Annotated in this window: 22 protein-coding genes; 10 read left to right on the top strand and 12 right to left on the bottom strand. The window is 28.1% G+C overall.

Going from position 1 to position 22,779, the window contains the following annotated elements; genetic code table 11:
- Positions 1-130: 130 nt before the first annotated feature.
- The gene (aspA, locus tag AEBR_RS05225) at positions 131-1,534 is read right to left on the bottom strand and encodes an aspartate ammonia-lyase (protein ID WP_129087232.1); all 1,404 of its coding nucleotides are present in this window, start codon (positions 1,532-1,534) and stop codon (positions 131-133) included.
- A gap of 116 nt (positions 1,535-1,650) precedes the next feature.
- Between aspA and AEBR_RS05220 the strand changes: the two genes are divergently transcribed.
- The 3 genes from AEBR_RS05220 (at position 1,651) to AEBR_RS05210 (ending at position 5,212) form a co-directional block, all read left to right on the top strand.
- Positions 1,651-2,325 carry a winged helix-turn-helix domain-containing protein gene (locus AEBR_RS05220; RefSeq protein WP_172658854.1) on the top strand — a complete coding sequence of 225 codons (675 nt, stop codon included), beginning with the start codon at positions 1,651-1,653 and terminating at the stop codon, positions 2,323-2,325.
- Positions 2,326-2,410: 85 nt separating this feature from the next.
- Complete coding sequence (locus tag AEBR_RS05215) at positions 2,411-3,847, top strand: aspartate ammonia-lyase (protein WP_129087231.1); 1,437 nt, start codon at positions 2,411-2,413, stop codon at positions 3,845-3,847.
- Between the two features lie 15 nt (positions 3,848-3,862).
- Positions 3,863-5,212, top strand: a complete 1,350-nt coding sequence (locus AEBR_RS05210; RefSeq protein WP_129087230.1) for an MmgE/PrpD family protein — start codon at positions 3,863-3,865, stop codon at positions 5,210-5,212.
- Positions 5,213-5,231: 19 nt separating this feature from the next.
- On the opposite strand, the gene AEBR_RS05205 is transcribed toward AEBR_RS05210, so the two are convergent.
- The 5 genes from AEBR_RS05205 to AEBR_RS05185 form a co-directional block, all read right to left on the bottom strand.
- Positions 5,232-5,912 carry a response regulator transcription factor gene (locus AEBR_RS05205; RefSeq protein WP_129087229.1) on the bottom strand — a complete coding sequence of 227 codons (681 nt, stop codon included), beginning with the start codon at positions 5,910-5,912 and terminating at the stop codon, positions 5,232-5,234.
- 2 nt (positions 5,913-5,914) lie between these two features.
- The gene (locus AEBR_RS05200; RefSeq protein WP_129087228.1) at positions 5,915-7,036 is read right to left on the bottom strand and encodes a sensor histidine kinase; all 1,122 of its coding nucleotides are present in this window, start codon (positions 7,034-7,036) and stop codon (positions 5,915-5,917) included.
- A 70-nt stretch (positions 7,037-7,106) separates the two neighbouring features.
- Entirely contained in the window at positions 7,107-8,555 is a 1,449-nt protein-coding gene (locus AEBR_RS05195) for an alanine/glycine:cation symporter family protein (RefSeq protein ID WP_129087227.1), read from the bottom strand.
- A 71-nt stretch (positions 8,556-8,626) separates the two neighbouring features.
- Positions 8,627-8,830 carry a tautomerase family protein gene (locus AEBR_RS05190; RefSeq protein ID WP_129087226.1) on the bottom strand — a complete coding sequence of 68 codons (204 nt, stop codon included), beginning with the start codon at positions 8,828-8,830 and terminating at the stop codon, positions 8,627-8,629.
- Between the two features lie 9 nt (positions 8,831-8,839).
- On the bottom strand, positions 8,840-10,024 hold the full coding sequence (locus AEBR_RS05185; protein WP_129087225.1) for a YbfB/YjiJ family MFS transporter: 1,185 nt from the start codon (positions 10,022-10,024) through the stop codon (positions 8,840-8,842).
- Between the two features lie 103 nt (positions 10,025-10,127).
- On the opposite strand from AEBR_RS05185, the gene AEBR_RS05180 reads away from it, so the two are divergent.
- On the top strand, positions 10,128-10,955 hold the full coding sequence (locus AEBR_RS05180; protein WP_129087224.1) for a LysR family transcriptional regulator: 828 nt from the start codon (positions 10,128-10,130) through the stop codon (positions 10,953-10,955).
- Between the two features lie 129 nt (positions 10,956-11,084).
- Positions 11,085-12,977, top strand: a complete 1,893-nt coding sequence (locus AEBR_RS05175; protein WP_164969480.1) for a sensor histidine kinase — start codon at positions 11,085-11,087, stop codon at positions 12,975-12,977.
- On the opposite strand, the gene AEBR_RS05170 is transcribed toward AEBR_RS05175, so the two are convergent.
- Together AEBR_RS05170 and AEBR_RS05165 are read right to left on the bottom strand one after the other, a co-directional pair.
- On the bottom strand, positions 12,964-14,145 hold the full coding sequence (locus AEBR_RS05170; RefSeq protein WP_129087222.1) for an MFS transporter: 1,182 nt from the start codon (positions 14,143-14,145) through the stop codon (positions 12,964-12,966). The two genes, AEBR_RS05175 and AEBR_RS05170, sit on opposite strands and share 14 nt — an antisense overlap.
- Entirely contained in the window at positions 14,139-14,855 is a 717-nt protein-coding gene (locus tag AEBR_RS05165; protein ID WP_128982715.1) for a sulfite exporter TauE/SafE family protein, read from the bottom strand. Before AEBR_RS05165 ends, AEBR_RS05170 begins: the two co-directional genes overlap by 7 nt.
- 63 nt (positions 14,856-14,918) lie before the next feature.
- On the opposite strand from AEBR_RS05165, the gene AEBR_RS05160 reads away from it, so the two are divergent.
- The 4 genes from AEBR_RS05160 to AEBR_RS05145 all read left to right on the top strand — a co-directional run bounded on the left by AEBR_RS05160 (position 14,919) and on the right by AEBR_RS05145 (position 17,630).
- The gene (locus AEBR_RS05160; RefSeq protein ID WP_128982713.1) at positions 14,919-15,164 is read left to right on the top strand and encodes a CBU_0592 family membrane protein; all 246 of its coding nucleotides are present in this window, start codon (positions 14,919-14,921) and stop codon (positions 15,162-15,164) included.
- Complete coding sequence (locus tag AEBR_RS05155; protein WP_129087221.1) at positions 15,161-15,406, top strand: hypothetical protein; 246 nt, start codon at positions 15,161-15,163, stop codon at positions 15,404-15,406. Before AEBR_RS05160 ends, AEBR_RS05155 begins: the two co-directional genes overlap by 4 nt.
- Positions 15,399-16,184 carry an exodeoxyribonuclease III gene (locus AEBR_RS05150; RefSeq protein ID WP_129087220.1) on the top strand — a complete coding sequence of 262 codons (786 nt, stop codon included), beginning with the start codon at positions 15,399-15,401 and terminating at the stop codon, positions 16,182-16,184. Before AEBR_RS05155 ends, AEBR_RS05150 begins: the two co-directional genes overlap by 8 nt.
- Before the next feature lie 411 nt (positions 16,185-16,595).
- The gene (locus AEBR_RS05145) at positions 16,596-17,630 is read left to right on the top strand and encodes a cytochrome-c peroxidase (RefSeq protein WP_129087219.1); all 1,035 of its coding nucleotides are present in this window, start codon (positions 16,596-16,598) and stop codon (positions 17,628-17,630) included.
- Positions 17,631-17,653: 23 nt separating this feature from the next.
- Here the strand turns inward: AEBR_RS05145 and AEBR_RS05140 are convergent, their stop codons facing one another.
- From AEBR_RS05140 to AEBR_RS05125, 4 genes are read right to left on the bottom strand one after another with little or no spacing between them, the layout of a single operon-like run.
- The gene (locus tag AEBR_RS05140) at positions 17,654-18,082 is read right to left on the bottom strand and encodes a phosphate-starvation-inducible PsiE family protein (protein ID WP_129087218.1); all 429 of its coding nucleotides are present in this window, start codon (positions 18,080-18,082) and stop codon (positions 17,654-17,656) included.
- Positions 18,083-18,090: 8 nt separating this feature from the next.
- Positions 18,091-18,957, bottom strand: a complete 867-nt coding sequence (locus AEBR_RS05135; protein WP_129087217.1) for an ADP-ribosylglycohydrolase family protein — start codon at positions 18,955-18,957, stop codon at positions 18,091-18,093.
- A gap of 9 nt (positions 18,958-18,966) precedes the next feature.
- Entirely contained in the window at positions 18,967-20,406 is a 1,440-nt protein-coding gene (locus tag AEBR_RS05130; protein ID WP_129087216.1) for a DUF4139 domain-containing protein, read from the bottom strand.
- A gap of 3 nt (positions 20,407-20,409) precedes the next feature.
- Positions 20,410-20,673 (bottom strand): DnaJ domain-containing protein, encoded by a 264-nt coding sequence (locus tag AEBR_RS05125; protein WP_128982695.1) that lies wholly within the window; start codon positions 20,671-20,673, stop codon positions 20,410-20,412.
- A 250-nt stretch (positions 20,674-20,923) separates the two neighbouring features.
- On the opposite strand from AEBR_RS05125, the gene AEBR_RS05120 reads away from it, so the two are divergent.
- Positions 20,924-22,699: an ATP-binding protein gene (locus tag AEBR_RS05120; RefSeq protein ID WP_129087215.1), complete on the top strand. Its 1,776-nt coding sequence runs from the start codon at positions 20,924-20,926 to the stop codon at positions 22,697-22,699.
- Positions 22,700-22,779: the final 80 nt, after the last annotated feature.

Genomic DNA, 22,779 nt, shown 5'->3' with positions numbered 1-22,779 from the left:
TAAAAAGTAGAAATAAATTCTACTTAAAAGAAACAAAATCTAAAGAGAACAACGAGTTGTTCTTTAAAAATGTCCCATTTTTTTAGGGACCTTTTATTCTATTTTTTCTTTCTATCTTTTATTTCTATTTTTAGCTTTTATAATTGCTTACCATGTTTTTTGGATGAAGCAGTTCATCTAGCTCCTCTTTTGTAAAGAGTTTTTGCTCCAAAATAATATCATATACTCTTTTATTTGTTGCCAAAGCCTCTTTTGCAATTGCAGAAGATTTTTCATATCCAATTATTGGATTTAGGCAAGTTACAAGGGTAACTGAGTTTAAAATATTTTCCATACAAACATCTTCATTTGCTGTAATTCCATTAACACACTTTTGTGCCAAAGTCTCAAATGATCTTCTCATAATATTTATTGAAGTAAAAAGTTTATAGGCAACTATTGGCTCAAATACATTTAGTTGAAGTTGTCCACCTTCGCAAGCAATAGAGATAGTTGAATCAGCTCCAATTACCTCAAAGGCAACTTGATTTACAACTTCAGGAATAACTGGATTTACTTTTCCTGGCATAATTGAACTTCCTGGTTGCATTTTTGGAAGGTTTATCTCATTAAAACCTGCTCTTGGTCCACTACTTAAAAGTCTTAGGTCATTACAAATTTTAGAGATTTTAATAGCTACTCTTTTTAAAATTCCAGAGATATGAACAAAAGCCCCTGTATCTTGTGTTGCTTCTATTAAATCCCCTGCACTCTCATAATCAACTCCTGTAACATCTCTTAAATTGTTAATTACTTTTCTTCTATATTCAGGTTTTGTATTTATCCCTGTACCAATTGCAGTTGCTCCAAGGTTTAACTCTTTTAATAAAGCTTGAGCCTCTCTTAATCTATAAATATCCTCATCTATCATAACTGCATAGGTTTTAAACTCTTGCCCCAAAGTCATAGGAACAGCATCTTGAAGTTGAGTTCTTCCCATTTTTAGAACATCTTTAAACTCTACTGCTTTTCTATCAAAACTATCCCTTAACTCTCGCAAAGAATCTTTCAACTTATATATCAACTCATAAAGAGTTATTTTAATAGCAGTTGGATAAACATCATTTGTTGATTGACTCATATTTACATGGTTATTTGGATGGATAATATCATAAGCACTTCTTGGTTTTCCAAGAATCTCTAAAGCTCTGTTTGCAATAACTTCATTTGCATTCATATTTGTTGAAGTTCCTGCTCCCCCTTGAATTGGGTCAACAATAAACTGATCATGAAATTTTCCATCTATTATCTCATTACAAGCTTGGATAATTGCATTTTTTTGCATATCACTTAAATCACCTAACTCATAATTTGTAAGTGCGCAAGCTTTTTTAACTTTTGCCAAAGATTTAATAAAGTTTGGGAATAGAGCTATACTTGTGTGAGTTATATTAAAATTTTCACTTGCTCTTAAAGTTTGAATACCATAATAGGCATCTTTTTCAATCCTCTTTTCACCTAAAAAATCGTGTTCTACCCTATATTTTTCTTCCATTGTTTAGCCTTTTAATGAATTTCAAAACTATATAAAACAAAAGTATGTAAAAAGTGTGCTTTTGTTTTTATGCAATACTATTTTAACAAAATTTTAAGAGGTTTAAAGAAGTTGATATGTTACCATTCTTAATGGATTTTTCAGTTTTCAAAAATTTGCCATATAGGGTCTATATTAGAGATATAAATCGTAAAATTGTTTACGCAAATGAACTTGTCTTAGATATTTTAAAATTGTCCTATGATGAGATTATAAATAAAAATTACGAAGATATTTTTAGAGATGAGAGATTTATACTTCATTTGAAAAAAGTAGATACTTTACTTTTCAATAATGTAATGAACTCTTTTACTATAATTAAAGAGTTTAATCAATGTTATAAAAAAGAGACAATTTTTAAAGTAATAGATTATATTTATACTTTTGAAGAAAAAAAATTTATTATAACAATACTCGTTGAGATTTCAGACAGTTACTCTTTAGATAATGAATTAAAAATCTATTCAGTTGGAAAATATAATCCTTCAAATAGAATCATAAGTTTAAACAGTGGAATTTCCATCTGTCTAACTAGAATGGAAAACTCTTTTTTATTTTTGTTATATGAAAAAAAAGGAGAAGTTGCAAGTTATGATGAGATTTTTTTAGCAATTGATCCTGAAAATAAAATGGATAGAGTCTCATTAAAATCTATGGTTTATAGATTAAAGAAAAAATTGGATTATGACATAATTAAAAATATCTCTGCAAATGGATATTATCTATCAAAAGAGATATATATCAACTCTTAAAAACTTTTTCAAAACTAAAAAATATCACTATTTCATCACTATGCAACTATTATAATTTCAATAGAACTAAATATAAAGGTAAACTATGCGAAAAGATAGTGATTTTTTAGGTGAAGTAGAGATTTCCAATGATGTATATTATGGTGTTCAAACCCTAAGAGCTATGCAAAATTTCAATGTTTCAGGATTATCACACTATGAGATGAACGAATATATTCAAAGTATTGCTTTAATAAAAAAAGCTGCTGCGTTGGCAAATTATGACTCAAAAGCTTTAAATAAAGAGATAAAAGAAGCTATATGTGAAGCTTGTGATGAGATTATAAAAGGAAAGCACTCTTCAAGTTTTCCCATTGATGTAATCCAAGGAGGTGGTGGAACTTCATCAAATATGAATGTAAATGAAGTTGTTGCTTGTAGGGCAAACGAGATTTTAACTGGAATAAAATCATATTCAAAAGTTCATCCAAATACAGATGTAAATATGGGACAATCAACAAATGATGTTATTCCTTCTGCAATGAAAATAGCTACATATAAAAATTTAGATCAACTCTTAGAACCTTTGGATATTTTAGAAAAAACTTTAAAAAATAGGCAAAAAAAATATGAAAATATTTTAAGATTAGGAAGAACTTGTCTTCAAGATGCTTTGCCAATGACATTTGGTCAATATTTTAGTGGTTATATTAGTTTTGTACAAAGAATGAAAAAAAAAGTAGAAAACCTAAAAAAAGAGTGTTTAGAACTACCATTAGGCGCAACTGCAATTGGTACAAGTCTATCTGTTCAACCAAAATATTTAGAAAATATTTATAAACATTTAAAAAAGGAATCAAACATAAACTTTAGAAAAGAAGAAAACTTTTTTGATGGTTTACAAAATGCAGATCTTTATATAGAAATCTCTGCAACATTAAAAAGAGTTGCTACAACACTCTCTAAAATGGCAACAGATTTTAGGATATTATCTTCTGGACCAAAAGCTGGTTTTCAAGAGATTAATTTGCCTGCTGTTCAACCAGGTAGTTCAATTATGCCAGGGAAAGTAAACCCTGTAATTCCTGAACTTATAAACCAAATTGCCTATCAAGTTTGTGGAAATGATATGACCATTTCAATGGCAGTTGAAGGAGGAGAATTGGATTTAAATGTATGGGAGCCTATAATTATTAAAAATCTATCAGAATCTTTTAGATTATTAAATAATGGAATTAGAATTTTTAGTAAAAAGTGTATTGCCAATTTAACACCAAACAAAGAGATTAGCACAAAATACGCTTTAGATACTTTTGCTTTATCAACTACAATTTCTGCAATTTTTGGTTATAAAACTGGGACATTGGTTTCTAGAAAGGCATTTAATGAAAAGAAAACAATAAAAGATGTTGTTTTAGAATTGAAACTTTTAACACAAGAAGAGGCAAAAGAAGTATTAGATCCTTATAATATGATTGATGAACAAATAAGTTCTAATATGATTTTAAAATATCAAAAGATTTATAATAAGCTTGAGAATTAAAAATTAGGATTACAAATGGAAGAGTTGCTTTCTTGGCAAATTGCATATTTTATAAAAAATACAAAATATGAGAATCTACCTCTTAAATTAATTGAATTATCAAAAGAGGCTTTTATAGACTATATAGCAGTTACAATTGCGGGGAAAGAAGAGAGAAGTATTTTAAATATAAAAAAATATATAAAAACAAAAACTATGCTAAAAGAGGCAACAATCTTTGGCTGCAAAGAGAAAAGCTCTGTTGAATATGCAGCAATGATAAATGCAATGAGTGCACATGTATTGGATTATGATGATGTCAGTTGGACAACAATAGGACATCCAACAGCTGTTGTTGCATCTGTTGCTTTTGCAATGGCTGAAAAATATAAAAAAACACCCAAAGAGCTAATTTTGGCTTATGCTTTAGGGGTTGAAGTTATGCACAAACTAGCACAAAAAACAATGCCAAATATTTCCCAAAGAGGATGGCATACAACTTGTGTTTATGGAGTTTTTGGTGCAGTTGTTGCCGCATCTATTTTAAAAAACTCTTCCTTTGAAGAGATAATAAATGCAATAGGAATTGCAGCTTCAAAAGCTTCAGGAATAAGATCAAACTTTGGAACAAATACCAAAGCTTATCATGCTGGATTAGCAGCTTCTAATGGAATCGATGCCCTTTATTTAGCAACTTATGGTTTAAACTCTTCAAATAAAGCCTTAGAAGACAAAGATGGTTTTATTCAAAACTATGCAGATATTGATTTGCTTGAAGATTCTAATTTAAAATTAGGAGAAAATTGGGACTTATTAGAGTTTGGTTTAGTCTTTAAACAATATCCTTGTTGTAGTGGTTCACATCCTGCTGCTGATTTAGTAAAAGATTTAACTCAAAAATATTTATTGGAATCAACTAATATAGAAAAGATTGAAGTGGGTTGTTCCTTATTAGCACAAAAAGAGTTAATATGCGATTTTCCAACAAATGCTCTTGAAGCCAAATTTTCAATGAGATATGCAATTGCATCAATGATAATTTATAAGAATCTTAGTTTAGAAGAGTTTAGCGATGAAAAGGTAAAAGATAAAAGAGTTCAGGAGTTAATGAAAAAAATAGATATCTCTATTGATTCTGAATTTAAAAAATTAGGATTTATTGGTACATCACCAGTTAGAATTAAAATTAAAACAAAGAATAGAGAAATAGAAGAAACAAATTATCTTGCAAAAGGGAATCCTCAAAAAAAATTAACAAAAGAGGAGATAAAAGATAAATTTTTCCAATGTACTAAAAGTCAAAAAAATCAAAAAGAACTTTTTAATTTACTAAAAGATTTTGAACAAAAAAAAGATTTATCTAATTTTCTTAAATATATTAAATAAGAGAAACAACTCTCCTATTTTACATTATTAGGGTATAACCCTCTTGTGATACATTTTTTACCACATTAACTGGCAGTTTTGCCCTTAACTCTTTTATAAAAGATTTAAGAGCATGGGTTGTCATCTCTTTGTCTGTCCAAAGTTCACTCTCTATTTCATAATAAGAGAGAATTGAACCTCTTTTTTCATAAAGAAGATGCAAAAACTCTTTTTCTCTTTTTCTTAAAGGAATAATCTCTTCATTTTTATAAATTAGTTCTCTTTTTTTTAGATCAAGAACTAACTCTTCACATAACAAAACTCTCTCACTATTTATATTAATAAGTTTAAACAGAGCCTCATTTAATTTTTTTGCATTTAATGGTTTTAGTATATAGTGGTTTATATTTAGATTAATTAAATCCATTAAATACTCTTCATTTGAGTAAGCAGTAAGCATTACAATTGCAGTTTTAGAGTCATTTTTTCTAATTCTTTTAACTAAATCTACTCCATTGCAACTCTTCATTTGAATATCAGTTAAGACAATTTTTGGTTTATACTCTTCATAGAGATCATAGGCTTCATTTCCATCTTTTGCCTCATAAACCTCATCAAAATAGTATTTTAAAGTATCAACTATTACTTTTCTAATTCCCTCTTCATCTTCAACACATAAAATTGATAACTGTTTTAACTCTTCTAATAACTCTTTTTCCATCTCTACCCTAATAAAACTATTTTAAAAACTGCACCCTCTTCATTGTTATAAACAGTAAGTTCTCCACCCATATTCCTTTCAATTATGAGCTTTGAAATATATAATCCAAGTCCAGTACCTTTTGATGGGGATTTTGTACTAAAATATGGATCAAATATATTATCTATATTCTCCTGCTCAATCCCACCTGCATTATCTTTGAGTTCAATTATATTATTGACTCCCACTTTACTAATTGTAAGTTCAATTTTTGGTTTTTTAATATTTTTTTCAACTAACACATCTTTTGCATTTGTCAAAAGATTTAGTATAACTTGTGCAAATTCTGTTGGATAGCCATATATTTTTTCATTTTGTTTTGTAATAATTCTAAACTCTATATCTTTCTCTTTAAAAGTTGCATCTATTAGATTTACCGCGCTATTTATAGAATCAAGAAGATAGAAGTTCTCTTTCTTTTTATCTGGCTTATAAAAATTCCTAAAATCATCAATAGTTTTAGACATAAACTCAATCATTTTATCGCTTCTATCAATAGAACTTAAAATATGTGTATCGTTTGCTTTTTTAAATCTTACTGCTGTTTCCAACTCCATTAATATACCAGAGAGTTCTGTTAATGGTTGTCTCCATTGATGGGCTATCATACTAATCATAGAACCCATTCTTGCAAGTTTTGATTGTTGAAGAATTGTTCTATCTTTTCTTTTTGCCTCTTCAATCCCCTCTTGTACTTTTGTGGCAAGATTTTTATTTAGACTTTGTAATTTTTTTTCTTTATTTTGAACTTGCAATATATATTTTTTTATTGTGTCATTTATAATTGAGTTCATCAGTGCTGTAAATAGTGCCATAAAAATGAGAATAGAAACAGTAAGAATTTCCACAAATTTTATAAACTCATCTGAGTTTTTTTCATATGTGGCTCTTTTTTCTTTCTCAATTAAATCAAAACTTTTAGTTGGATTTAGCTCTAAATAGAGAGCTTTATACTCTTTTAACTCTTCTTCAAAATGTAGATTATTGATTTTTAAATAGTATGAAATGGTAAAAAAAGCTATAAAAACAATACTTAAAAAAGGAATCATAATTACAAAAAAAGGTATCCCCTCTTTATTAAACATTCAACACCCTCTTTTTTGTTTATAATACCTAAATTACTTTAAAAAGCTTTAGGATAGAGTAGGCTCTTGCCTACGCTTTATCCTTTGATCTTATATCATTGATATTATCAACAATCTCTTTCCAAATCTCTTTGTCAATTTTATATTCATTGTAATCATTATATCTAAGAACTGGTTTTTTACCCTCTTTTATTTGTCTATCATAACCTCTGATTAATTGAAGTGCTGGTTTATATAATAGTGCTATAGCAATCATATTTATAACTGCAAGTAGTCCCATTGATAAATCAGCAAATGAGAAGATTGAACCTAAATCTTGTTGTGATCCCCAAATGATTAAAACAATAACAAAAATTCTAAATAGAGTAAATAATACTTTATTTCCTTTACTAAAAAAGTTTAGTGAGTTTTCTGCTAAATAGTAGTTATATAAAATTGAAGAGAATCCAAAAAGAAGTAGTGCAATTGTTACAAAGTATCCACCTAAAGGTCCAATATGTTCAATTAAAGCATTTTGAGTTAATAATACTCCATCTACACCTTGTGCTCCTGGAGTATAAACTCCTGATAAAAGAATAATAAAAGCTGTACAAGAACATAAGATAATTGTGTCAATAAACACAGAAAAAGATTGAACAATTCCTTGTTGAACTGGATGGGCTACATAAGCAACTGCTGCAACATTTGGTGCAGAACCAAGTCCAGCTTCATTTGAAAACATTCCCCTTTTTGCACCTTGTAAAATAACTGCACCTAATCCACCACCAATAGCTGAACTTGGATTAAAAGCTTCATTTACAATTATTGAAATTAGTGAAGGGATTTGTGCAATATTTAAAGAAATTACAACCGCTGCAATTAGTAAATATCCAACAGCCATAATTGGAACAATAACTTCAGAAAATTTTGTAATTCTTTTAATACCACCAAATACAGCAAAGGCAAAAAGAATAGTAAGAGCAACTCCTGAAATCCAACCTGGAATATTAAATGTTGATTCAAATGAAGTAGTAATAATAAAAGATTGTGTTGCATTAAAAGCAAATCCAAAAGTAACCATTAGTAAAAATGAGATGATTACTCCAAGCCATCTTTGACCTAAAGCTTTTGTTACATAATAAGCAGGTCCACCTCTATATACACAAGAGTCTTCGCTATCTTTCTCTTTATATAATTGAGCCAAAGAACACTCAAAGAAACTTGTACTCATTCCAATTAGACCAATTATCCACATCCAGAAAACTGAACCAGGTCCTCCTAAAGTGATAGCAACTGCAACCCCTGCAATATTTCCACCACCAACACGCCCAGCAATACTAAGCATAAGTGCTTGAAAAGAGCTAATATGTCCCTCTTTATCATGTACAGTATCCCTTAAAATATGGAACATTTTAAAAAAGTATCTAAACTGTACAAATCTAGAACTTACAGTAAAAAATATCCCAAGTGCAGGTAATAAATAGATTAAAATATTACCCCAAATAAGATTGTTTAAAAAATCGTTAATTTCTAATAACATCATTTCTCCTTACTTTATAAAATAGAAGTTTAACATTTAAAAGAGGGTAAAAAGTGTCATAGCTTTTTATACTACTTTTTTCTAATATTTGTAATAGTTTCTCCACCAATTGCGTAGTTATCTGTTGGTATCTCATCAATTGTTACTACACAGGTTTTCTCTCCTCTTTTGAAAACATCCACAAAAACTTGAGTAAGTTTTTTTGCTAAAAGCTCTTTTTGCTCTTTTGTAGCCCCACCATCTTCATGGGTCATTTTAACATTTATTATTGGCATATTTTTCCTTTACATACTTTTTTGTTCTTTTGTTGCAAATCTTTTTGCTATAAATAGTAGCACCACACCTACAAAAACTATTCCTGCTGTTACATATAAAGCTTGACTATAACTACTATACATATCAACTAATTTTATACTATATAAAGGGGCTGAAACCTGCCCTATTCCATAAGCAGTTGTTAGTGCTCCCATTAATATTACAGGGTTTTTCCCAGCAAGCTTTCCACCTAAATTCATAAATAAAGCCACAAGTCCTACAAAAGTTCCACCATATAAAATTCCACTAAATAGATTTAAGTAGACATTTGAAGTAAGTGCAGAGATTAGAATCCCTACAATTTGTACCAACATTGCAATTATGATTATATTTAAGCTGCCATATTTATGTGCTAATGTCATCCAAATAATACAAGAGGGGATTCCTGCTAAACCAACAAGAGTCCAAGTAAGACTTCCATACCCTTTTAAGCCCTCAAGGGAGTTAATAATATCAGGTAAAAAAGTTCCTTGAACAACAAACCCTACACCTTCTGTAAAATATGCAATAATTAAAAAGATAACAAAAATAGAAAAAAGAGACTTATCAAATTTATGTTTAACAACATTTTGTCTAATCTCTTTGTCAAAAGAGAGAATATATAATGAATATGCCCCAGCAAAAATACCAAATATTGCCAAAACCACCCAAGCCTCTTGCCATGTTCCACCATTATAAAGGACTGCTCTTTTAATTAAATCAGTTACAAAAATTGAAAATCCTATTCCACTAAAATGTATTCCCATAGCTTTTGTTTTGTTCTCAATTTTTAGTTTTGTCATTACAATTGCTGACCCAACCACTAATATCATTGCCGAACCAAAACCAGCAACAACTCTTGATATTGCCCAAACGGCATCATTTGAACTAAGCCCTAAAACAACAGTTGTAACAATACAAAGAACTACACCAATTCTAAAATATTTGACTTTTGTATTTATATCTTTTATTAGTGTCGCAAAAATAGAACCTGATAGATATCCTATATAGTTTATAGAGGCTAAGACTCCTGCAAAAGTAATTGTCAGATAGTTTTCTAGCATTGGAGGTAATAATGAAGTGAAAACAAATCTTGCTACACCCATTCCTACTATAATAGATAAGATTCCTGCTAATATAATTGCTGCATTACTGTTTCTGTTTAGCAAATCCATAATCTTTTCCCTCTACTTTTTTAATGAATATTGAGTATAATATCACTATAAGCGATAGATTGTCAAATATAAAATCGTGATATATGATATAAGGAAAAGCGATATGGATTCTAATCTTCTAAAAGTATTTGTAGCAGTTGCACAAAAGCAAAGTATCTCTCTTGGTGCACTAGAGCTTGGGTTTGCCCAATCAAATGTAACCTCAAGGATAAAACAGCTTGAAAAAAATATTGGACATAAACTTTTCCACAGAGTTCCAAAGGGAGTTAAACTTACCCTTGAAGGTGAAAAGCTCTATCCCCTTGCAATTGAAGTTGTAAAAAAGATGGAGAATATAATTTTTGAGATGAAATCTCTACAAGAACAATCTCTTCTTAGAATTGGCTCAACAGAATCAAATGCTGCAATAAGACTATCCTCTTTTTTAGTTGAAACCCATAAAAAATTTCCAAATATGCAACTTGAACTTATAACAGGAACCACAGAATATATTACCAATTTACTTTTAGAGTATAAAATTGATATTGCTTTTGTAAGTGGCAGACCAAAAGATGACTCCATTGAAATATTAAATGAATTTTCTGAAAAGATTGTTCTTTTAGAACCTAAAATAGGGAAAGTGCCAGATGTGATTCTTACTTTTAAAAAAGGTTGTACTTATAATGAGTATTTGCATAATCACTACTCAAAAGATGGAATTTGTACACACAAAAATTTTGAATTTGGAAGTTTAGAAACCATACTAAGTTGTGTGGAAGCTGGAATGGGAAGAGCATTACTTCCACTAAAAGTTGTGGAAAAACTAGGCTTTAAAGATACTCTTAAAATAATTGAAATTGAAAAGTTATCAAATATTCCAACAGCACTAATTTGTAAAAAAAATAATCCTCCAAAAGTGCTTAAATATCTTAGTAATTTGACTTTTAATTAAAAAAATGATGAAAATATAAATATTTTAATAATATTAATACTCTAATAAATGAAATCATACTTTTATAATACATTTTATCGTTATAATCATTTTATTCATAGAAATTTTCAAAAGACAAAAGGATACTCTATGTTCAAAACAGTATTAAATAAATTGAATGATGTTTTTAATAACTTCAACCAAACCATTGGTTATGTAATCTTTAAAAAAATCTTTTTAGGATACCTTTGTATTGTAATTTTTATCTCTGTATATCAATCATTTGTTGAAATTGATGAATCTAAAAAGATGGTTGAAAAAAATATGAAAATGATTGAAAAACAATTTTCAAATGAGTTAAGAGAACCTCTTCTTAAAAAAGATTTTATAAAAGTAAATAAAATCTTAAATTCCATCTCAAATGCAGAAATTATAAGTGGAATTATATTAACAACAAAAAATAAAAAAATATATTTTCCTGTGGATAGAACACACTACAGCAAAGAAAATTATGATAATTACAAATTTACTATTTATGAATCTGCTTATTTCAGCAAAGCCTATCTTGCTGATGTTGAACTCTATACAAATAATCATATTGCAACTACTAGAGCTTTAAATCAAATATATAGAATCATTATATATTTTGTTGTATTTACTCTTCTTTTTTGGATTCTTACTATTTTTTATACTAATAAATATTTAACCCTTCCTTTAAAAAAACTAATTACGGGAATTAGAGATTTTGAAAAACATGATGAAGAGAAGAGCCATATAAAACTCCAACTAAACAATTTGATGGAGCTTTCAATATTAGCTGATGCTTTTAATAAGATGTCAGGGAAAATCAGTGAAGATATTATCAACTTAAAACAGTTAACAATGATTCAAGGACTACAAAAAAAGGCACTTGAAAATGCAAATAGAGCAAAAGATGATTTTTTGGCAAATATGAGCCATGAGTTAAAAACTCCACTTAACTCTATAAATCTAATTAGTTCAATAATGAAAAAAAATAAAAATGGCAAATTTGATGAAAAAGAGGTAAAAAATTTAGAGATTATAAATAGTTGTGGAAATGACCTTTTGTTTTTAATAAATGATGTTTTAGATATATCTAAACTTGAAGCAGGAAAGCTTGAACTCTACTATGAAACAATAGAGACAAAAAAAGTAATGGTTGAGATTAAAGATATGTTTGAACCTCAAATTATAGAAAAAAGACTTAAATTTGATTTCAAATATGATGAGAGTATTGAGAACATCTTTAGTGATAAACAAAGAATTAAACAGATAATTAAAAACCTAATAAGCAACTCTTTGAAGTTTTTAGAAAAAGGAGAGATAAGATTTTATGTTGAAAACGACAATGAGTTTATAAAAGTTACTGTTAGTGATGATGGAATAGGAATCCAAGAAGATAAACTAAATACTATTTTTGACAGGTTTAAACAAGCAGATGAAAGTACAACTAGAAAATATGGAGGGACAGGACTTGGACTTGCCATTTGTAAGGAACTTACTGAACTTTTTAATGGAAAAATAAATATTCAAAGTAAATTTGGTACAGGTACAACAGTTACTGTTCATTTTCCTAAAAATCTTGATAATGCAAAAGAGTTAAAAAAAGAGAGTAAACCAATAAGTGAGGCAAAAAAAGAGTCTTTGGATAATACTATCTTTTTTGGTAATGATGCGTTAATTGAAGAAAAAGAGGAGATAAAGAAAAATATTCTTATTTTAAATAAAGACCCTATTAATTATATGAGCCTAATTATTGAATTAAATAAAAACTATAGTGTTCAACAATCTTTAGGTTTAAGTGATTTTAAATCAAAGCTCAAAAGCAGTGATTTTGCACTACTTATTGTTGATATGGAGTGCATAACAAAAGAACAGATTGATGAATATTTTTTAAAAAGAGAAGAGAAAATAGTATTTGTATCAAAAGAGGAAAAAAAGGAGAGTTCTTTCTTAACTATTACTAAACCTTTTGATAAAGAAAAAACACTCAAAACCCTGCTAAAAGTTATGGAAGAGTAACTTTTTTTAGGGTTGTTTCAAAACCTTGTTTTGGATCTTTTGGAACTAAAAATGAAAGTAAAAAAGAGATAAGAGCTATTAAAGATCCTATTACAAAAACCATTGAACTTGAATAGAGCCAAAGAACTCCAAGAACAAAAGGCAAAAATACTGCTGCAATATGGTTTATTGTAAAAGATACCGCATTTGCACTTGCAATATCTTTTGGATCTGCAATTTTTTGAAAGTATGTTTTTAAAGCTATTGCCATAGAAAAAAGCAGATGATCCACAACATAAAGACCAAAAGCTATATATTGATTTTCAACAAAAGCATAAGAAACAAAAACAAGCATAAGACCAAAATACTCAAATCTTAAAGTTATTCTCTCACCAAATTTTGAAATAAATCTTCCAATAGCAGGAGCAAAATACATATTTAATATTGCATTTGCAAACATAAGCATTACCATATTGTGAATATCAACTCCAAACTTCTCAACAAGCAAAAAAGCTGCAAAAACCACAAATATTTGTCGTCTAGCTCCTGCCAAAAGAGTTAAAAGATAAAATAGCCAATACTCCTTTTTTACTCTTATTTTTTTCTCTTGAACCACATCATCTTTAAAGTGTTCAAAAAAAATCCAAATAAAAATACCTATAAAAAAAGTTACTCCACCAAAAAGGGCATATACATATTTGTACTCTACAGAGTAAAATTTCATCATTATATATATTAGAACAAATACTACCAAAGAGGTAAAAGATCTTACAGCTGTTATTTTTCCTAAAACTATAGGAGCTTTTGCTTTACTTAACCACTGCAAAGACAAAGATTGATTTAGAGTCTCCAAATAGTGAAAACCTGCTGACATAATAATTGTTGTAATATAAAGTCCCAAAGCTGTTGGGAAAAATCCTGTTAAAATAACTCCCAAACCAAGCATCATCATAGAGAGATATGCTAATCTTTGTTGAGATATAAAAATAATAACTAGAACAACTGTAAAAGCCAAAAATCCAGGTATCTCTCTTAGACTTTGTAAAATTCCTATTTCACTCCCATCAAAAGAGGCAACCTCAATTACAAAGTTATTTAAAAGACTCATCCAAGCAGAAAAAGAGAAAACCATAGAGATAGTTATAATATATAAAAGAGCAACCCTTGATTTAAAAATATCTTTTACCATAATAGTCCAATAATAAGTTTAATAGCTAAGGCAGAGAGAAGTAGTTTTAAAATCATTACAAACTTTTTCCCATCTATCTTATCCCTTAGTTTTGTTCCTGCATAACTTCCAGCAACAGCTCCAACTATCATAAAAATTAAAACACCTAAATAATCAAAAAAAACAAATCCAAAAAACATAAAAACAAATACTTTTAGAGTATGGGTTATACTCATTAAAGCAGCTCCCGTTGCAACTACAATATTCTTATCCTCATAATCTTTTAGAAGTAATGTCATTGTAAGTGGTCCTGTTGCTCCAACAACAATAGAGAGACCTGTTTGAAAAAAACCTGCTAAAAAATAGCTCTCATATCTTTTAATCTTCTCATTAAATTTTTTGCTCCACAAAGATAACAAAATATATATTCCTATAAACAAAGGAACATACTTCAAAGAGATAAAATATAAAATTGAAGCAAAAAGAGCTATACCACAAATCGAACCAAATAAAAACTTTGGAATAGTCTCAACTTTTACATCTTTATAACCAAATACAGCTCTGCTAAAATTACTTGACATTTGGGTTAGACCATGAACTGGAATTAGAGCATTTAAAGGTAGAAAAGATGGCAAAATAGCTATTAACATCATGCCTCCTCCTAATCCAACAACTCCAGCAACAGTAGAGGTAAAAAAAGTTATAAGTCCAAGTAAAATTTCATCTGTCATTTAATATCTTTATAAAAAATTTACCGTAAAATAACAAATTTAGACTTAATTATGAGGATTAAAATGGATATTTACCAGTTTATTGGTTTTGTTGGAATGATATTTGTTGTATTTGCTTACTTTTTGTTACAAACTGAAAGAGCAAAAATAACTTCACTTGTTTACCAACTATTAAACCTTTTTGGTGCAATATTACTTTTTATTTCACTTCTTGTACATTTTAATTTGGGTTCTTTTATTATTGAAATATTTTGGATTACAATTACCCTTTATGGAATGTATAAAAATTTAAAAGGAGCAAAAAAATGATAAAAAAGATTACACTCTTTTTAGTAGTTTCACTTACACTTAGTTTTGCAGCAGAAAATCAAAAAGGTAAAATTGATATGCATGGAGGGAAAGGTGACTCTCTTGTTGGAAACAAAAACTTCTCAAATCAAATAGGACTTAGTTTAAAAGATAAAAAAATTCAAGCAAAAGATGATAAAAAATTTATTCAAATTGAGAAGATTGAAAAAATAGAGAAAAAAGAAAAGACAAAAAATGACTAAATATAAATTTGTATCATGGAATGTTAATGGTATTAGAGCTGTTGATAAAAAACAAGCTTTAAAATGGGTTGATGAAGCAAATATTGATCTACTTGGAATTCAAGAGACTAAATCAACAAAAGAGCAAATACCAAACTCTATTTTTGCAAGGGAGTACAAAACACTCCTTGCCTCAGAGTCAGCTATAAAAGGAAGAAGTGGAACCGCACTCTTTACAGATATAGAACCACACTTTCAATCAACTTGTCCAAGTGTTGATATACTTGATGAGGGAAGAATAAATGAGATACACTTTAAAACAGACAATAAAGAGATAGCATTTTTTAACGTATATTTTCCAAATGGGCAAAGTAAAGAGGAGAGGCTTGTATATAAAATGCAGTTTTATGATAGATTTTTAGAGCATTGTGAAAAACTTAAAAAAGATGGAAAATCTATAATTGTTTGTGGAGATGTTAATACAGCTCATACAGAAATTGACCTTGCAAGGCCAAAGGCAAATGAAGATACTTCTGGATTTTTGCCAATGGAGAGAGAGTGGATTACAAAATTTTTAAAACATGGTTATATTGATACCTTTAGACATATAAATGGTAATGAGCCAGATAATTATAGCTGGTGGAGCTATAGAGCAAATGCAAGAGAGAATAACGTTGGCTGGAGAATTGACTATTTCTATGTAAGTGAAGATTTAAAAGATAATGTTAAAAATGCCTATATAATGGGTAAAATTTTTGGAAGTGACCACTGCCCTATTGCACTTGAAATAGAGTTGTAAGAGAGATTTTATTAAATCACTCTTACTTTATATCTTTTACAAAAACTCTTATTATTTCATTTTTTCTTCATAAAATTATACTTTTTTCTACAAAAAATATTTAAGTAATTCTATTTTCATACTAAAATAAATTCTCAAAATATATCAAATATTAAAATTTACAAATTAAATAAAATTTAAATTTTTTCTAAAAATATTAGATTATTTTGATAAAAATTAATAATTTAATTTAAGCTAAATTAGACTTTTTATTGATTTAGCACTCAACTTTAATAAAAAAATAGCCATTTTATACGTTTTCTTAACAAAAAATAAATTTTAACATTTAAAAAAAATTTTTTATAAGAATTAATTTTTATTTAATAATTTTTATCCTATAGTTTAAATTATATTTTACAAAAGGAGAAGAATATGAGAAAAATTAGTTTGGCGGTAGTCGCTATAATGTTTACAGGGGTAAGTGCATTTGCTGCTAGTGATGCTGCTTTAATCAAAAAAGTAACAGATGCAGGAATTAAACCAATTCCACAAAGTAAATTAGAGGTTTTAAAATTAGTTGATAATCCAAAAAACCCTATTACTGACTGTAAAGTTGAACTTGGAAAAAAATTATATTTTGAGCCAAGATTATCAAAAAGTGGTTTGATTTCATGTAATACATGTCATAACTTGGCGATGGGTGGTGTTGATGGCGTTGATGCAGCTATTGGACATAAATGGACTGCAAATCCACATCACTTAAATTCACCAACAGTATACAACTCTGTATTAAATCAAGCTCAATTCTGGGATGGGAGAGACCCACACTTAGAAGCTCAAGCTCAAGGACCAATCCAAGCTGGACCTGAAATGGCTGCGCCAAAAGATTTAGTTGTTGCTAGAGTAACTTCTATGCCTGCTTATATTGATGAATTCAAAAAAGTTTATGGTGATGATGTAAAAGTTACTTTTGAACTTATTACTGAAACAATTGCAGTATTTGAAAGAACACTTATTACTCCATCAAGATTTGATGCATTCTTAAATGGAAACATGTCTGCATTAACAGACAAAGAGAAAGAAGGGTTAAACCTATTTGTAGATAAAGGTTGTGCTAGCTGTCACAATGATATTGGATTAGGTGGAACTATGCAACCTTTCCAAGTTGCTGCAAAATATAAATTTGCATCATTAGGTGATTTTAAAGGTGATAAAAATGGAATGGTTAAAACTCCAACGTTAAGAAACATTGAAGAGACTGCTCCATATTTCCATAATGGTGGAATTTGGTCTTTATCTGATGCTGTAAAAGAGATGGGTTCTGTTCAATTAGGAATCAAAATTTCTGATGCAGAGGCTTCTAAAATTACAACATTCTTAAAATCATTAACAGGTAAAAAACCTGAAATTACATATCCAATTTTACCAGTAAGTACTGATAAAACACCAAAACCAGATATGAAGTAATTACCAATCTTTAGGGATTTTCCCTAAAGATTTTCATCTTTTCTTTTTAATTTCTCTTTTTCCATAATATATATGTATGAGGTTTTAACAGAGAGATATCTTACTACAAGCAAAAATATTATAACACCTGCTATTACAAGTAAATTATGATTTAAGCTACTAGCAAAAAGATCTTCAAAAGATTTTATTGTTTCATTATTTATCTTTACAAGATTTACAATCAATTCTCTTAAAGCCAAAATAATAAAAGCATCTACTAAAGATGAGATAATTACCCTTTGTTCCCTAACATAATTTACAACAGTTCTTACAATCTCTAAGAAGATAATAAAATAGAGCATATAAATAATAGCCTCCATTAATTTATCCATTATAAGAGCTGTTACAAAAAGGATTGAGGTAATTGTAAACTCAATATAAAATCTATCTTTAAAAAATTTTAATGGCTCCATGTTCAACCTTATATTATTGTTGCACTTATATTTAACCAAGAAGAAGGAATCATTTTCATATTTGCCCCTGCTTGTGCCATAAAAATTGGTGCAGCAATCATTGCTCTAGCACTACTATCTCCTCCTGCTTTTGAGTTATTAACTAACATCTCTTTAAAATTTTTGTATCTACATAAAAGATGAATAACACCTTGAAATCCACCTTCAATATCACAAGCTGGTCCAAATCCTCTTATTGCTTCAAAAGTTGAATCAGTTTTTGATGCAACTCCACTATATATATATGACTGAACTTTTGTATTGTATTCATCTTTTAAGGATAATATAGTCTCTTCTATATCTTTTCCACTTAAGACTTCCCAAAGCAAAGTTGCAAAAAACTTTGAAGCAGTTTTAGCCTCTTCAGAGTTATGAGTAATTACTACAAAATCATTAACATTTTTCAAAAATTCATCTTTTGTTTTTGATACAAGAAGAAGAGGAACAACTCTTCCAACTACTGATAAATCAGTTGATGTAGAACCACAAGGCTCAATACTTTCTTCTATATTTAATAAGGTTTTTTTAGTTGCTGAATCTATATAACCATTATAAATATCCATCTTTGTTTTCCAAAGTTTTGTATACTCTTTTGCATTAAAGTAACCTTCATTTTGTAAAAATTGGTATAACCACAAAGATTGATCTCCATAATGGGTGAACTCACCTGCTTTTTTCCCTTTATGCCAGATAGATTTTGCATCATTTAACTCATTCCAATTTATATCCAAGCTCTCTAACTGTTTTTCATCATAAATCCAATGAGCTCCCAAGGAGTAAGCATCTGCCACCAAAGAAACTAAAACTAACTCTTTTATTTTTTTATCATCAAGCATCTAATCTCCTTATTTAATTGTTGGTTTATCTATCTCATATCCAAAATTAATCTTTTTTGTTTCATTTGGATCTAATTCAAATTCAAATGTGATTTTACCATCTTTTTCCAGTTTACTCTCTTTTGTTTTTCCAATAATTTTAACTTTTATATCTTCATGTTTTGAAACTGGAACTCTCTCCAAAAGGGCAATTTTCTCTCTTTTTTTACTATTATTTGTAATAATATAATCCCAAATTTTTTCAGTTTTTACTCTATTAATAGAGAAAAATGGTTCCTCTTTTAAATCTTTTATTAGCTCTTTTTTTACATCAATTAATCTGCTATTCCCAAAATATATTGATGACTCTTCATCTTTTTTTATATCATTTAAACTATTCTTACCAATATAAAGTCCATCTAAATAAAGATTTGCAAAAATAGCTCCATACAATTTTTTACTTTTGAAATCTACTTTATAAAAGGGTTGTGCCATTGAATATCCATCTATTTCAATACTATTTGTTGCATCATAAATATCATTTGAGAGTAAAACTCTATTCTCTTTTCCAGCAAACAAATCAACATTTTTAGCTTTAAAAAAAGATTTTGTTGTCCCTTCTAAATAATCAGCTGTAGAAACAGCACTAAGAACCCTACTCTTTTGAACTGGAACTGCTAAATTTATTGCCATTTCATTAAAAGCTTTTACCTCTTTTTTCTCAACAATATCCAAATATTCAGGAGTAAATTTATATGGTCTTATTTGATCTATATAATTAAAAGTATAAAAATTTAGTTCAATACCTTCTAAATCTTCACCCAAAGAGTGTTTAACAAACAGTTGATTTTTTAGCTCAACTTTTTTGTTTTTTGAGTTAAAATTAATATCAAAAATAGATTTTTTCTCTAAATTGAAAATTGGGTAACTAACTAAAACTTCTTTTTTGCATGAAATATCATAGTTTAAGTTTGAGTAACTTTCATTCTCTCTTTTTTTAACCATTTCATCTAAACTCTTTTTATCACTCTCTATCTCTTTTTCAATTTTATAAATTTCATTAAAATTATCTAAAATCTCTTTTGTAATATATGAAGAAGTTTTTTCTAAAATCTTCACATCTGTTATTGTTCCTGAAGAGCTTTTTTGTAGGAAAACAATATTACTATTTAATGCTTTTACTTTATTACTTTTGTAATTAATCTCATCTTCAAGTTTTTTTATCTGTATAGATAAAGTATCATTTTCGAAACTTTCAGTTATAAGGTCAAAACTTTTAATTTCACAAGAGTCATCCATTATAAACTTTATATCTTCTAAATTTACAAGAGATAACAGCTTTGTACTCTTTTTAGAAAGATCCAATTTCTGATTTATAAAATCTCTATTTTTAAAGATATCTATACTTTTTACACCACTATTTGCAAAAAGTGACACAACTGCAAAAACCAATATTAGTAGTAATTTCATAACTTATCTCCAATTTTTGTAATTTGTAAAAGATGGGTATTGTTCTTTAAACTCCTCTTCATCAAAAGAGAAACAAAAAGAGTCCATATAACTATTCAAAATATCATAAGCTGCTTGTAACTCTTTAAACTTTTCATCACTACCTTCTGGCATATCGGGATGATACTTTTTTGAGAGTTTTAAGTACTTTTGTTTAATATCTTTTTTTGAGGTTCTTGTTATTATTCCAAATAAATCAACCGCTTTTTCAAACTCATCATAATCCATTTTAAATCCTAAAAATATCTAAACTATTTATAAAACTATCATACATTATAATTATTAATATGAAATTAAATCAAAACTTATTATTTATATAATAAATTGATTTATTTAATATTTAGTATTAACAAATTATAATTCGTCTTCCCATAAAATACTTAGAAATAAATCAAAAAAATAACACTCAAGACTTAATACAAGATAATTACTTTTTGATGCTAATTATGTTATGATTACAGTTAGATAAAGGATTTTCATGATAAAGAAAATTATTTTAAAATATCTTTTTTTATACTTTATCATCACAACATTACTTGTAACAATATATATAATTCAATTCAATAAAAATGTAGAAAACTATTTACATAATAAAACAAATCAACATCTTTTAGAGTATAAAGCTATATATGATGAATATAGGGTTTTATCCAAATTAATTTTTGATACAGATATAAATGATGAAAAAACAATTGAAATTTTTAAAGATGCCTATAAAGAGAGTGGTGCTAAAAAAAATATAATAAGAAATAGACTTTTAAATCATCTAAAATTCAAATATGAAAAACTAAAAAGTTACAACCTAAAACAACTTCATTTTCATTTACCAGATAATGAGAGCTTTCTAAGAATGCATAGACCAAATAAATTTGGTGACAATTTAACAAATGTTAGATCAACTGTTAGATATGTAAATGAGAATAAGAAATATATTCATGGTTTTGAAGAGGGAAGAATCTTTAATGGATATAGATTTGTTTATCCTCTATTTACAAAAGATGATGAATATATTGGAAGTGTTGAGATATCTTTTAGCGTATTAGCTATGGTTGAGACAATGTATCATACATACAATTTAAATTTGAGTTTTCTAATTAGAAAAGATGTTGTTGACAAAAAAGTATTCAAAGAGGAACGAAAAAACTACATTTTAAGTCCAAACAAAGACTTCTATTTTGAAAAATCTGTATATGAGACTCATCCTCCATTAAGTACAGCGAATCCAAAGGATTACACGACAATTATCTTAAAAGGGGAACCTTTTAGCATTTATGATGGTAGTAAAAACATCATAAAAACAATGATACCTATAAAAAATCCTGTTACGCACGAGATAGTTGCAACCCTTTGTGTATGCCAAAATGATGACTTTATATATAATGACAAAAATGACCTAATATCAAAAATATTTATCTCATATCTTCTTCTTGCAATTGTTTTTTATCTCTTTTTTAAACAAACTGTTGCAAAAGAGAACCTAATAAAATTAAATAGAGAGCTTGATAAAAGAGTTACTTTGGAAGTTAATAGAGGAAGGAAACAAGACTTACATCTATTTAATCAATCAAAAATGGCTTCTCTTGGAAAGATGATGTCAAATATAGCACACCAGTGGAGACAACCTTTAAGTGTCATAACAACTTGCGCTAGTGGGATAAAAGTTCAAAAAGAGATGAATCTACTAACAGACAAAGATTTAGATTGTTTTACAAACTCTATTTTAGAACATGCAACATATCTATCAAAAACTATTGACAATTTTAAAGAGTATATTGACGTTAATGATAAAGATAGACGAATACTTTGCATCCAAGAGCACATGGACAAAGTTTTAGATTTTTTTAATCCAATTTTTCAAGAAAAAAATATTGCAGTTATAAAAAAATATGAGGAAGAAAAACTAAATATCTCAGCTAATACTTCTGAAGTTTTTGAAGTATTTAATGCAATTTTTTCTAATGCAAAAGATGCCTTTGAAAAGAGCGGAACAAAAAATAAAAAAATTGTAATAACAATTAAAAAGAAAAATGATAAAAAACTTCTTATTACAATTAAAGATAATGCAGGTGGAATTGATGAAAAGATTATTGATAAAATCTTCGATCCATACTTTACAACCAAACATGAATCAATGGGTACAGGTATAAGCTTGTATTTAACATACAAAGTCATACTTGAAAACCTAAAAGGTGAAATCTTTGTAAAAAATAATATTGATGGAGCAAAATTCTATATAGAACTTCCAATTGTCTAATCGAAAACACACATAAAAAAATAATCCTAATAAAAATTAAAAAATAGTCTGAATAACTTTTACAAAAGCTTATTATTAGT

Source organism: Halarcobacter ebronensis, from assembly GCF_013201825.1.
GTDB lineage: Bacteria > Campylobacterota > Campylobacteria > Campylobacterales > Arcobacteraceae > Halarcobacter > Halarcobacter ebronensis.
The sequence above is the reverse complement of the archived record's forward strand: the minus strand, read 5'-3'. Positions and strand labels throughout refer to the sequence as shown.